The organism is Sphingobacterium faecale, from assembly GCF_016746095.1.
Taxonomy (GTDB): domain Bacteria; phylum Bacteroidota; class Bacteroidia; order Sphingobacteriales; family Sphingobacteriaceae; genus Sphingobacterium; species Sphingobacterium faecale.
This window is the reverse complement of sequence record NZ_JAERTY010000013.1, coordinates 156,238-168,298: the sequence shown is the minus strand read 5'-3', so window position 1 is coordinate 168,298 and position 12,061 is coordinate 156,238. Positions and strand designations below refer to the sequence as shown.

8 protein-coding genes are annotated in these 12,061 nt (G+C 43.4%); 1 reads left to right on the top strand and 7 read right to left on the bottom strand.

What is annotated here, in order from left to right; all coding sequences use genetic code 11:
- Nucleotides 1-3: 3 nt before the first annotated feature.
- Complete coding sequence (locus tag JKG61_RS23370) at nucleotides 4-99, top strand: IS3 family transposase (protein ID WP_394371087.1); 96 nt, start codon at nucleotides 4-6, stop codon at nucleotides 97-99.
- Between the two features lie 67 nt (nucleotides 100-166).
- Here the strand turns inward: JKG61_RS23370 and JKG61_RS21000 are convergent, their stop codons facing one another.
- From JKG61_RS21000 to JKG61_RS20970, 7 genes are all read right to left on the bottom strand, one after another.
- A complete protein-coding gene (locus JKG61_RS21000; RefSeq protein WP_202104976.1) occupies nucleotides 167-1,459 on the bottom strand; it encodes an acetylxylan esterase in 1,293 nt (430 codons plus the stop codon).
- 377 nt (nucleotides 1,460-1,836) lie between these two features.
- Entirely contained in the window at nucleotides 1,837-2,463 is a 627-nt protein-coding gene (locus JKG61_RS20995; protein WP_202104975.1) for an outer membrane beta-barrel protein, read from the bottom strand.
- Between the two features lie 93 nt (nucleotides 2,464-2,556).
- Nucleotides 2,557-4,566 carry a calcineurin-like phosphoesterase C-terminal domain-containing protein gene (locus JKG61_RS20990; protein ID WP_202104974.1) on the bottom strand — a complete coding sequence of 670 codons (2,010 nt, stop codon included), beginning with the start codon at nucleotides 4,564-4,566 and terminating at the stop codon, nucleotides 2,557-2,559.
- A gap of 60 nt (nucleotides 4,567-4,626) precedes the next feature.
- The gene (locus JKG61_RS20985) at nucleotides 4,627-5,889 is read right to left on the bottom strand and encodes a BACON domain-containing protein (RefSeq protein ID WP_202104973.1); all 1,263 of its coding nucleotides are present in this window, start codon (nucleotides 5,887-5,889) and stop codon (nucleotides 4,627-4,629) included.
- 15 nt (nucleotides 5,890-5,904) lie between these two features.
- Complete coding sequence (locus JKG61_RS20980) at nucleotides 5,905-6,807, bottom strand: BT_3044 domain-containing protein (RefSeq protein WP_202104972.1); 903 nt, start codon at nucleotides 6,805-6,807, stop codon at nucleotides 5,905-5,907.
- Nucleotides 6,808-6,842: 35 nt separating this feature from the next.
- A complete protein-coding gene (locus JKG61_RS20975) occupies nucleotides 6,843-8,897 on the bottom strand; it encodes a RagB/SusD family nutrient uptake outer membrane protein (protein ID WP_202104971.1) in 2,055 nt (684 codons plus the stop codon).
- 23 nt (nucleotides 8,898-8,920) lie between these two features.
- Nucleotides 8,921-12,049 (bottom strand): SusC/RagA family TonB-linked outer membrane protein, encoded by a 3,129-nt coding sequence (locus JKG61_RS20970; RefSeq protein WP_202104970.1) that lies wholly within the window; start codon nucleotides 12,047-12,049, stop codon nucleotides 8,921-8,923.
- Between the last annotated feature and the right edge of the window lie 12 nt (nucleotides 12,050-12,061).

Below are 12,061 nucleotides of genomic sequence, written 5' to 3'. Positions count from 1 at the left end.
TATATCGAATATTATAATAACAACAGGATAAAACTCAATTTAAACGGAATGAGCCCGATGGAATATCGAGCTCATTACAATAACAAATCTAATAACTAAATTTGTCTAAACTTTTGGGGGCACTCTAGCGATGCCCCTTTTTATGTTGATTTACGCTATATTCCTTTTATTTCTTCAACTGCTTGAGCATCCATTTTTCTATTTCTTGATGTTGCTCAGGGTAAGTCCAATGGCCAGTCTCTTGTACCAGGTATAATTCTTTAGGTGCATTAATAAGATTATATGCCGAATAATAAGACGTTGGAGGACATGTATCATCATTATATCCCCAGGTATAGAATCCGGGCACCTTTACAAAACGGGCAAAATTGACCACATCATAGTAAGCCGACACCTTCACTTTATTCTCATCCACATCCGTCCTAAACATATGAGGCCATCCACCCGCACGATTGTGCATATAACCAGTGAGATCACTCAAAGCAGGATACAGTGAGGCCAAGCCCTTTACACGACTATCCAAAGATGCCGTAATAATAGCTAAAGCGCCACCTTGGCTACCACCCCAGACCAATAGATCATTACCGTTAAACTCTGGCAAAGCGTATAGAAAATCCACAGCTCTTACACAGCCCAAGTACACCCTATTATAGTAGTAGCTATCCCTATTATCCAAATTAAAGAATGGATATCCTTTTAGTGGGCCATTGCCCAAGTCATTGTACAGCCCTGTTTCATAGGTGACAGGAATACCATGAATACCGATTTGCAGTGTAATTATACCCTTTTCTGCAAGGTCAATAACACCAGCATACGGACGAATACCGGCGCCAGGGACCGCTAATACCGCAGGATACTTACCCTCCTTTTTTGGCTTAGCCAGTATACCATATTGACGTGTTCCAGCAGCTGCATTTTGCATATTTACCTGGTACACATCCACGTTTTCCGTACATCGCTCGGGCAATAATGTTAACTTCGCATCCAAAGGTACCTTCGAGGCCTTAGCTATTGCCGTATCCCAATATTCTTGAAAATCATCTGGTAATATCTGAGTCGGTTTGATGTCCAATGGTGCATACCCTGCTGTAGCGATACCACTATACCAACGCCCGTCTATAGATACTTTTGCTTCACAACGCAAAAATCCAGGCGTAGCCAACCTACCCTTTACCACTGCAAAACCGTCTTTTAGCTTCACTTTACCTTGGTCTGTAGGTATCATTTTTTCTAGGCCTACACTATAGGTAATTTCAATATCTGTCAAAGGGACTTGATGTTGCAATACCTGAATTTTAAAAGAGGCTTCCTCATTTTTGTTATAAGTCCAATCAGGTTTGTTTGGTGACACCAATACCTGAATAGCTTGCGAAGATCTAGACTGAGAGTATCCCGCATGGGAAATTAACAATCCAAAACATAGCAGAGCCAATAAGTTAATAAATTGGGGGCGTTTCATAAGTTGATTATTATTTCTTAAAACTCTAATATAAAGATTGCAAATATTATTACCTACATTTTGTTCTATTTTTCAATATTTTAACTTCATATCCTCCCGCTATTAAAGGTAGCAAAGCTCCAATTTCTCTTCCTTACAACGACACCTCAGGTTGATGATAAAGTCCTGAAACAATACGGGTGTCGGGCAGCCTACGAAATAGAATTCACCGTCTAAATAACCTATAGATGTCTCCACAAGGTCGACATGACGGAGTACCGGGGCGCAAGAGTATATTCCGTCTTAAATTCTATTCTGCCTTAGGGAGCAAATCTAAAAACAAAAATGTCTCCTACATTTGCTCGATACAAACATAGGAGACAGCTTTTTTTGTAGAACTACAAAGACGCACCTATCCCTATAGAAAACACCCTATTTTTCACATTATCTGACCATTTAAAGGAAGATTCTGCGATATTAGCCAAGCCCAACCTGTAATTGGCGTTTAGTGAGAAATGCTTTCCAAATTTAAATCCTGCCAAAACATTCACGCCATAGTCAAAATTTTTCAGTGCATTCCGATCATAGATGATGACAGCTGTAGTCGTGCCTTTGTCTGTATACGTATTGGTTCCATCCATAGCAAACCCCATATAGGGTCCTCCCCCCAAAAATGCATTTCCAAAAGTTTTCACCGGAGCTTTTCCCAAGAAATTAAATGTAAGATTTAGCCATTTTGTTTTCTGCGTTATTTCCTCGGCTCCCCTTACCTGAGTCTCGATCAGTTTACTGCCCATTCCCTGCAGAGAGAGTTCCGGATGAAAATAGAGACCACGGGCTATACGCGAGTCTAGATAGCCTGCTAAATAAAAACTAGTTATAGCTTTGGTCGAAGCGAGCAGTTCCGATTCGGCACAACTATAAGAAGGGAAATTGACTCCAGCTTTGAGGCCAAACTCGGTTTGGCCCTGCACCGTAAAAACAAGCATTAAAATTCCAACAACTGATATTAATATAGCTTTCATTACAAAAATATTTAACAATCATCTGTATTATACCCGATCTATATAGCGCATGGATGTCGCCCTTGTAGCGGCCTCCATGCGCTGCCTATTTCTTTACTTCATTTGGTAGCCCAATGCTTTTGGCCGCACCATTGTTTGTTGATAGACCTTTCCGAAGCGATCAGTAACCTTAATCTCTAAAGTACTGGTAGGCGACGAAGCCTTCACTTTAAACATGTGCGCTGTAAGTGTTGTCACAAAATCTGCCGTAGGCACAGCATTTCTATCGAGCCGTTTGGCCGAGTAAGAAATAATATGCAATGGGTCACGCATTCTCACCCGATTGACAGGAAGAGATTTGCCATTCTCCATTACCTCTACCTTCCACTCCTTGTCATAATTCCATACGTTGATGAGTACTTCATTATTCTTATTGGAATTCGCATACTCCGCTGCGTATGTATTCCATTCTGCGCCGGTATAGGCAGGAGCGTACTTCTCCTTGGTCAAGTGTACTTCATTAAGGTCATACGCCCTAAACTGGTAATCTTCCTGCTCGCCGATAGCTTTATATTTCCACTTTAATTCTTTTCCTTGCATTTCCCATATGCCATATCCACCTGGAGCTCCATCTTTACAGATATGATTATCTGCGTATCCGACATTTCCAGTCCACCACCAAGTAGCACATACAGCTCCTGTATTATGTTCCATAATATTTGGTTTATCGGCTGTTTCTACATTGTAGTTAATATGCGTATGTCCAGTAAGTACATGCACCGTCGTAAACTCCTTCAATGCATCCACAAAGTCGGCCGCATTGGAGATACGGTATCCCGTAGTTTCATTGCCACTACTATTTAAAGACGGGTTGGTATGCAAGTGTGCGTGCATGGCTATGACAATAGGGGCGCTTTTATCGGTAATCGTCGCCAGGTCTTTTTTCAGCCAGTCGATTTGATCAGCCACAATTTTTGTATTATAATTGCGAGTTCCTCCGGTGTTTAGATATTCGATGTTATCGAGCACGATATAATGTACCTTCCCGATATTAAAGGAGTAATAAGTAGGTCCGAGTATGTCTCTGAATTTATTCTCTGACAACCAGTCTTCAAACTCTTTTGGATCGTTATCATGGTTACCCATGGTATTAAATACCATCGCGCCGATCTTATTCATCTCCGTAATATATTGAGGCAACCCATAATTATTGGACTCCCAATAACTATCCCAGGTCATATCACCAAGCGTCAGCGCATATACCTTATTACCAGCACTCTTATAGGCCTGAATCGACTTATTAACGTCCGGTAAGAATCCTTTCTGGAACTGATTAAGATCATCCGTCCGTTTAGCCAGGTGCATATCTCCCAATACCATCACCACGTGTTTTTCATTATTGACAGCCGAAAGCTCGAAATCCCTAATTTCCACGACATTCGCCGGTTGATTAAGACGTTGAAAAAACTGCGGTGCATTCATCGTAGTTGCTACCTCATAATTACCGGGGATAGATACAAACACATACTTTCCTTTTTTAGCAGACGGTAGGTAATACACTCCATTTTGGTCCGTAGTCGCAACCTCAAATCCATCAGACACCACCACGTTGGGAAGCCCTACACCTGCAGCATACACCACCCCCTTGACCGTCATTCCCGTCTTATCGGGTAAATCGGCATTGAAGTACAGATTCAGAATAGTGGTTCCCAATAAAACAGACTGTGTTCCACGCTTTACAGAAATTCTATAACTATCCGAAAGAAGGTCTGCTGGAAACTCGAATACGATACCATCAGCCGAAGTAGACTTACTATTGATCGTAAATTTCCCTGTAGCCGACAGATTAATCCGGGATTCAAAATACAGTTGATCTCCGCTGGCAAACCCTTTCCCCTGAATAGTATACTCAGCACCTTTAGTGACATCTATACGCGAGGCCAGCAGCACACCTGTAATAGTCAACTTCCCATTATCTTCCCCTCCTGGTGCAGGTTCATCGGGTTTACTTCCTGGAGCAGCAGTTGACTTTGAGCATCCATACATATTCAGTGTTAACCCCAGACCGGTTACGACAGAAGCCTGAATAAAGGTTCTTCGCGTATAATTGAACTTCTTCTTCATAATTAAAAGTATAAAAAAGCCCGCGCGAATACTCAGCACGGGCCTTTTAGGTTGATTATATTATTGTACAGTGACTACCACATCATCGATAAAAATACGGTTTGTTTTTTTCAGTGTCAGGTCGGTTTCACTGGCCACAAATCTAATTTTTGTCTCTTCTGTTGCTCCTGTGATCACAAAAGAGCGCTCTGTCATTGGGTCATTCCAGACCGATGTATAATACCCTAAATCTATTGGAACTGCACTAGGCCAGTTATTGATATTAAATTCGCTCACGTCCACCGTTCCTGGGCCTACAACTTCTACTCTTAAAAACGTAGGATCTTTCGTTCCCGCCGCCGTCATATAAGGTGCTGCCTTAAACTTAACAATTAGATTTTTTGTCCGTTGTACATTCACCAATCGGGGCGATATGAAATCAGCAGCTACATTTGTTTTTCCTAGCTTAACAAATCCCTTACGTGCATACACCGACGTGCTTCCATCCGACGAAGGTGAACTGGTCCATCCTTTGGCTTTTTGTTCAGCTGTCCAGTTACCGATTATCGTTTCACCAGTTGTCGTATAAAATATTTCACTACCATAATTCAACCAGTTAAAATCTTCTTTCAAAACGATATCCCCCGAAACCTGTAACTTCTGACCTTTCTGGTACACGGATACCGACTGTGACTGCTGTACATCGTCCAAAAAGAACAATAAACTTGTCGCACGCTCTACATCTGTATTTTTAGCAACTGTCATTTTGAGCGGAGTATCCCCCGTACCTTCCATCGGCTCGACAGTAACCCAATCGGGTTGATCTTCCAGTTCTAAGCGCCACTTCCCATTAGCACGCAATACATAACTACTTACTCCACCAGCTTCTTCATATTCCAGTTTAGATGGCTTTCCGTCGAGGTAGATATAAGGGTCCTCTTCTTCCTCTCCTCCTGTAGCAGCTGCCTGTTCTATCTTCAGCACACTATTGTGCAGCTGACCATCCACCGTAAAAAAAAGCGCTATATTACGTACCTCATGGGCTATATTCTTGTTTACGGTCACCGTAAATGTACCATCACCGCTACCTTCTATCGGTTCGATCTTCAACCACTTCTCTTTTCGTTGTGGTTCCACTTTCCAGCTTCCACTAGATTGCACGGTATACGTTTCCGTAGAGCCACGTGCAGGAACTTCCATTTTCGTTGGATTATCCTTTAATGCAAACTGGCTTCTGACCTCATTTTCATCTTTACAAGACGACAGAAACATCATCAGGGAAAGGACAAAAGCAAAAGCTACTTTTGACTTGGCCTTAATTTTATAATAATTAGTCGTTTTCATGGATTCCTTCTTTTATTATTTAACCTGCATCTCCACGCGTTCTTTCATCTTGAAGTAAGTAACGCCCCCATCCAGCGAATATTGATACGAGAGCAAGAATACATTAGTCTTCTTACCAAAAGACTCTTCTACCTGAAATATATTCGGATATTTAGGATCATTATCCAGTTGCACAATCTTTATAGTCTTATACGGTTTGATGGTCACCCGGTTAGAATCATCGATCTCCAGTATCATGGAGTTTTTATTTATGCTGGCTAGCTTAGGTTCAAACAATTCATTCCCCGCAGTCAATCTCACACTACTATGCGTCAGCGGGAACAGTCTTTTATTGGCTGCCACCGGTATCACGTCGTCCTTCAAACCCGTCATCATATACATCGAACTATTCACCTGCGAGGCATAATCATTCTGAAAAGACACCTGATAGAGCATCGTATTTTTCTTCGGATTGATCTCAACGCCCGAGTTATCAACAACTTTGAGTCCGATAAAATAAGTCGAGTCCGGAGACAGTCCTTCTGGCCTCAATTTAATCATTGTTCTTCCGGTACGTTCGCCAGCCTTGATCACCAGCTTATCATCCATGATCTCGTACTTATCCGGAGGCAGCAGCTTAGCATAGAGTTCTTCTGCCGCGTCAAAATTCGCCCAGTTATACTCCTTTAGAGGCTCTGCATCCTCTTCCAGTCCCACGGTCAGATCCTTTGTCGGCGCCAAGGTACCTCCAGCAGAAGCAGCCACGTACCCAATGATTTCTTCCCCCGTCATATGCACCACCTCTTGAAATACATTGTGATTATCACTACTGATCAGGGAAACCTCATTCTTATACATTTCTTTCTCAAACACTTCATTATCGTTGCATGAAGCTAGTCCGATCAGGAGCGCGAGAGCTGTTATATATCTTCGTTTCATCTGTTATTTTTTTAAATTTTCAGGTACTTCTTTTCTTAATTATATCCTGGGTTCTGATCTGCGGAAGGTAATCTTCTCAGTTCTGAACGCGGTATAGGCACCCAATTAAGCCTCTTGTTTACTTCTCGTGTCAAGAAAGAAGATGTTCCGGGGATCACACGTCTATAATACGCTTCTTTCGTTGCTCCATCCGGATTCATTCCCATAATCGGCTCACGTTCGGTTTCCTCATATATTCCCCAACGGCGCACATCATAAAAACGTCTATTTTCCCACAAGAATTCAATCATACGCTCTCTTTCGATCTGTTTTTGAACCGTTTCTGCTACCTGGATCTGGCTTTGAGACAATCCTGGCAGACCAGCGCGGTAACGCACTTGGTTGAATGCTTTTTTTATCTCTTCCTCATCTCTAGATACCGTATACTCCCGCTCTCCTATTTTGACCGTATGACTACCGTTCAAGTTGTTCAATGCTTCTGCATAAGACAGTAAAATCTCTGCATAACGGATAATAGGGTAGAATTTAGGAAGTGTACGAGCGCCTGTCCCCGTTTTTGCATCATACGAATGCACCCATTTCTTGATGATATATCCAGTAATCGGATAATTAGGTGAATTTGCGGATACACCGCCACGTCCGTCAAGATCCTGAAAATAGTATTTGGCGGTATGGTTCTGCAGTGCGATATCCGATGTAGACAGTGCCTGCCACACGGCCTCATTAAATCCGACAGATGCATAAAACCTCATTTCGCGGTTAGCGTACATCTTATACACCCCAGAATTAAGCGGATACCCCGAGAAAGTCTTAGATTGCTCCGTAAAAAGATCATTAAAGGTTCCACCTGCAGGCAGGTCTGCTACAGTTTCAAAGTAGGTGTCACCACGGGCCTCTTGTATCGTCCTTCCGTCTTCCATCAAGTAAGCATCCACTACTTTTTGTGTCACACAAAAACGCCCCCATCCCCCTAGTGTCGGCGGGAAAGCTCCCTGGTTAATATCCGAGTTGATATATGGTGCACTGACTCCCCATATAAATTCTGGATTGATCGCTGCTACGGACTCTCCGGTAAAGATATCCGAATAGGATTTGAAGGCATCTATACCAAAAGCCCCATTAGGGTATGCTCCGTAAAAATCCGGATCAGAGGTCACATCAGCAGGTAGCTGAGCCGTCAGATCATCAGCAGGAACCGTATACAACTGATATTTTCCCATATCCATGACACGTTTTGCTGCTGCTGCTGCAACCGCCCACCTACTTTCGTCATACTGCTGGGAGACATAATGTACGCCATCGGTCTTGCGGGTCCAGTTACCAAAGTAAGCGCGTGCCGCATTTCCCCCATTATACAACGGGCTGGCATGGATCAACCGCAAGCGGGCGATCAGTGCAAAAGCAGCTCCTCGTGTAGGGCGGCCAAAGTTTAAAAGACCGACATCAGGCGGCATTAAGGTACCCGCCTTCTCAAACTCCGCACAGGTATAATCCATAGCCTCATCATAGGTCGATCTCGGCCGGTCATAATACTCCATATTTTCATTGGTATTGACCACCTCATCGCCCAATAAAATTGGAGGACCGTAATCTACCAATATATTATAATAAGCATAAGCGCGGATAAAACGCGTATAACCTTCAACCCTAAGCCTATCCGTGGTCGTAATATCCTGAGGTTTTTGCAGATTCTTCAAAATCAGATTACACTTACGGATTATCTTATAATAATTGCCCCACTGATTGAGCCCACCAAATTTATCGGCGGTGATATTCCCAGTAGCAAAGTCCATCCCATAATATATATTGGTAGAACCTGCCCCTGTCAATCCATTAAACCCTTCATCGGTAGCCATCGGTCCTGGAGTATAGTTGCTCCGTATCGTTTTTGATTCGTCCGGAAACATAGCTGCTGCCCCCCACATGTAAGCTTCCATATTCCGGGCATTACTAAAAGCGGAGTCTATATTAAACTCGTCATCGAAATAATTATCGATATTCAGGTAATCCTTGCAGGATGTTACCATAAACAGCAACTGTACAGCAAGGGCTACTTTTGTTATTCTCTTTATGATTGTTGACGTCTTCATATCCTTGATTTATATCTATCGTACTAAAAATTAACATATACCTGTACCGAATACGTGGACGGTATCGGATATTTACGTCCGTTCCAGGCAGCTTGTTCGGGATCAAATATTTTCACATTGTCCCAGATGTACAGGTTATTTCCGACAAACTGTAAGTCCATAGATTTTACCCCTACCCTTTTAAGAATGTTGGGATTCACGCGGTAGTTAAGCGTCACCTCCTGCAGTCTAATATAACGTGCATCATCTTTCCAGAAAGTAGACAGCTGCGTATTATTGCTATTTTTACCATATTCCAAACGTGGGAAACGGGCATTTGGATTTTCTGCCAACGAAAGATCCATACCTTCCTGCAAAGCATAATCACGAGGGATCCAGCGGTTGGCAGGATCATTGGCCAAGGTAATGACGTTACCTTCACTACCATTATAGAAAGGCATATATCCTTTTCCATTGATCTCTGTCACACCTTTATACGTCTTTGGCATTCCTACGTAATAGAAAGGTGTACTTCCTGTCCCTTTGAACAAGACGCCCAAGGATAGATTTTTATATCGGAACTCTCCACCAAATCCAAACATCATCAGCGGATAATCGTTGTGGGTCAATGGCACTTTATCCAAGGAGTTGATCACCCCGTCACCATTGACATCTTTATATTTGATATCCCCCGGCAGGACCGTTCCAAACGTCTGTTTTGGACTATATTTCACATCATCTTCATCCTTAAACAATCCGATCGCCTGGTATCCACGGATAGAACCGTAAGGGAATCCATTGTATTCTAAGTATGAATACTCCATATAGGGTTGCTCCCAGTTCTGTACGATATTCTTGGAGTAGGTAAAATTACCACGGAGGGTAAATCCCATATCCTGGTTGATCTGCGCATTGTAGCTAATATTTCCATCGGCACCCGAACTTTGCATCCGCCCGACATTAGCCCAAGGGTTAGTAATCACCCCCACATACTCAGGCACCTGTACACGCTGTTGAAAAATTCCGTTACGCTGATCCTTAAAGAAATCGATTACAAAATCAATCTTGTTATTAAAGAGTTTACCCTCGATCCCAAGATTAGCTTTTACAGCTCTCTCCCAAGCCAGGTTATCCGCGCCGATGCGCGTTTCGGAGATCGTCTCTATACCTCCTACGCCCCATACATTGCTAAAATACTGATCGGCTTTAGTCAGGTAAGGGAAACGGACATCATTAACAATACGGTCATTACCCACCGTACCATAAGAAGCTCTAATCTTAAAATAATTCAACCACGGAGCTTTCTCCTGCACCAGCTTATACCCAGTCGGCACCCACCCCAAGGCTACGGATGGGAAGAAACCATACTGTCTACCCGGCTGAAAGTTTTCTGATCCCGTATATCCAAAGTTAACATCCAGCAAATAGGTATCGCGGAATCCATAGGTCAAGCGGCTGGACACCCCCTGGTAGCGCTCCGGAATAGCCGTCAGATTATTGGTAGCATCTTTGGTATCTTTGGAGTCACTCAGGTAATAATACACCAATGCGGATGTACGGTGGTCTTCTCCAAATTTCTGATCGTAATTAACCGTAGTTTCGAAGTGGTATTTACGGAACTGTCTTAATCCTTTACCATAGATAGCTGCACGTTCCTGTACCGTTTCCTTCATAATAAGCGACCCATCATAGTTACGCCCCATCGCTTGATAAAGAGCCGGTTGTACCCAACGGCGCTCGGTAAAATTGCTATGTATATCATAGGCTCCCTGCATACGGAATTTAAGACCATCCAATACGCTGTTAAGATCCTGATCTATCGCAAGCGTTGTCTTTCCCTTGTACCACTCTTCCGATGCCCTTCCTGTACGGTTGATCAATACGTAGGGAGAAGAAAGCTCGCCTCCTCCGGCCGCAGGGAATAAGCCATTAGAATACCTAGTCGGTACAGCTACCGGAGTCAGACTCGATTGCGACCCCCAGATATAATCCGTATTCGAAATCCCCGGCTGTAACAATCTTGATAAATAGCCGTCCGATCCCAGGTAAACCTTAGTCGTTTTAGTCAGATTTAGATCCAGATTGACACGGTAGTTGTAGGTATTGAATCCAACATTCGAACTATAGGGGCTACTTTTATCGACTTTATAAGCTGCCGTTTCACTTTTACCTCCTAAACTCAAAAAATAACGTGCGATCTCCGAACCTCCACGTCCTGAGGCGTAATAACTTTGGCGCCAGAAGCTATTATTCAGAATTTCCTTCTGCCAATCGACATCAGGGTACATATCCGGATCCAGGCCATTCTCAATGATTCCCAGTTCCGTAGGGTTGTATATGGGCGATTCCCCACGTGAGAAGGCCGCTTCATTAGCTAGCTTTGCATAGTCGTAAGCGCCTAGGTATTTAGGCAACCTATTGAGTCTTGACAAGGTAGAGTTGGCCCTTGCCGTAATCTGTATACGGTCTACCGTACCTCGTTTGGTCGTTATTAAAACTACCCCATTCGCACCACGCACACCGTATACAGCTGTCGCCGATGCATCTTTCAGGATGGAGAAGCTTTCGACATCTGCCGGATCAATCGTATTCAGATCGCCTTCCAGCCCATCGATAAGTACCAGTGCACTGCTATTGGCTCCAAAGGTACCGATACCACGTATCCAGAAATCGGCGATATTGGCGCCTGGTTCTCCGGAAGTCTGCATGGAGATTACTCCAGCTGCACGTCCACCCAATAGGTTAGACATGGAAGGAGCCGGACTCTGTAGCTGCTTGACATCTACCGTTGTGATAGCGCCCACCGAACTTATTTTCCGCTGTGTGGCTCCTAGACCGACCACCACGACCTCCTCCACATCCAAACTCTTATCCGCCAATTTAATGCTTAGATTAGCTTGAGACTTGGTCACCAGATGTTCTACGGATTCATAGCCCACGTAGCTGAACACCAACATATCTCCGTATATCGCTTTGATGCTAAACTTTCCGTTCTCATCCGTAGACGCCCCTCCTGCCGGTCTATCTTTAATATATATAGACACACTTTGCACCGGTACATTCTTTTCATTGACCACCGTACCTGCAATCGTTAATTCCTCTGTTTGCTGCGCAAATGCACCCGTAAACCACAGACACAAAGGCAGTATACACAAAATATAAATAATCCTCATGATATAGAGTTA

Excerpts from the sequence above, each read along its gene's own strand:
- JKG61_RS21000 (WP_202104976.1), bottom strand. The coding sequence starts at position 1,459 with ATGAAACGCCCCCAATTTATTAACTTATTGGCTCTGCTATGTTTTGGA.
- JKG61_RS20975 (WP_202104971.1), bottom strand. The coding sequence starts at position 8,897 with ATGAAGACGTCAACAATCATAAAGAGAATAACAAAAGTAGCCCTTGCT.
- JKG61_RS20995 (WP_202104975.1), bottom strand. The coding sequence starts at position 2,463 with ATGAAAGCTATATTAATATCAGTTGTTGGAATTTTAATGCTTGTTTTT.
- JKG61_RS20970 (WP_202104970.1), bottom strand. The coding sequence starts at position 12,049 with ATGAGGATTATTTATATTTTGTGTATACTGCCTTTGTGTCTGTGGTTT.
- JKG61_RS20990 (WP_202104974.1), bottom strand. The coding sequence starts at position 4,566 with ATGAAGAAGAAGTTCAATTATACGCGAAGAACCTTTATTCAGGCTTCT.
- JKG61_RS20985 (WP_202104973.1), bottom strand. The coding sequence starts at position 5,889 with ATGAAAACGACTAATTATTATAAAATTAAGGCCAAGTCAAAAGTAGCT.
- JKG61_RS20980 (WP_202104972.1), bottom strand. The coding sequence starts at position 6,807 with ATGAAACGAAGATATATAACAGCTCTCGCGCTCCTGATCGGACTAGCT.